Origin of the sequence: Bacillus sp. AFS012607 (genome assembly GCF_002558005.1) — a bacterium.
Classification (GTDB): Bacteria; Bacillota; Bacilli; order Bacillales; family Bacillaceae_G; genus Bacillus_A; species Bacillus_A thuringiensis_S.
In genome coordinates this window covers 1-857 of record NZ_NTVM01000073.1, presented here as the reverse complement: position 1 = coordinate 857, position 857 = coordinate 1, and the positions used below count along the sequence as shown (strand labels likewise).

Genomic DNA, 857 nt, shown 5'->3' with positions numbered 1-857 from the left:
GAAAAAATAACGATGTATGCAGTAGCTAACATGCTATCGGAACTTGGTTCGAAAGAAATAATTATAGATCCAGAGGAACCGCCGAAAAATGCTTTAGATTTATACTTTGAGAATTTACCATCAGACAGTGTTGCGAAAATGCAATATGCAACTTCTAATTTCTCAAAAGGGCAAGCTAGAGGTGGTATTTTTACACAAACAATGAACGGTTTATCTATTTTTACATTTGATGAAATCGCTAAAATGACCGCAAAAAATAGTGTGGATTTAAAACGTGTAGGTTTTGGAAAAACAATAAAAGGAAAAGTAACACCTAGAAAACGAATAGAAATTGTATTTCCGGATGGCTCAAAGGAGTCTATCAAATCAGATATTACGGGACGTTTTGCATTAGATTTTAAGAAAGTAATAAAAGTTGGGGATACCATTCAATTTAATGAAAAAGGAAATAAGAAAAAGAAAACATCTATTTCTATTATGAAAATAGATGAAAAGACAGGTGATACAGAATTTAAAGTAATAGAAGAAAATGAAGATATACAAGTAATAACAGTGGACTATTTCGATAAACCAGTCGCTATTTTTATGATTACACCAGACTTTGATTCTTCAAATCATGTGATTGCTTCTATTTTTGTAAGGCAGCTTTATTTTATATTGGCAAAGGGTGCATCCCTCGCTCGTGGAGGGAAATGTCACCGTGAAGTGGTTTTTTGCTTAGATGAGTTTGGAAATATGCCGAGTATTGAAGGAATGGCAAATATTATCACGGTTTGTCTTGGTAGAAATGTTCGCTTTAACCTTGTAATCCAGGCATATGCACAATTGAAAAATAAGTATGGTGAGGATGCAGATAC

Annotated in this window: 1 protein-coding gene; it reads left to right on the top strand. The window is 33.4% G+C overall.

From position 1 onward, the window contains the following. Window positions 1–857, top strand: an 857-nt coding sequence (locus CN409_RS30710; RefSeq protein WP_170955845.1) for a type IV secretory system conjugative DNA transfer family protein, incomplete at both ends; no start/stop codon positions are given.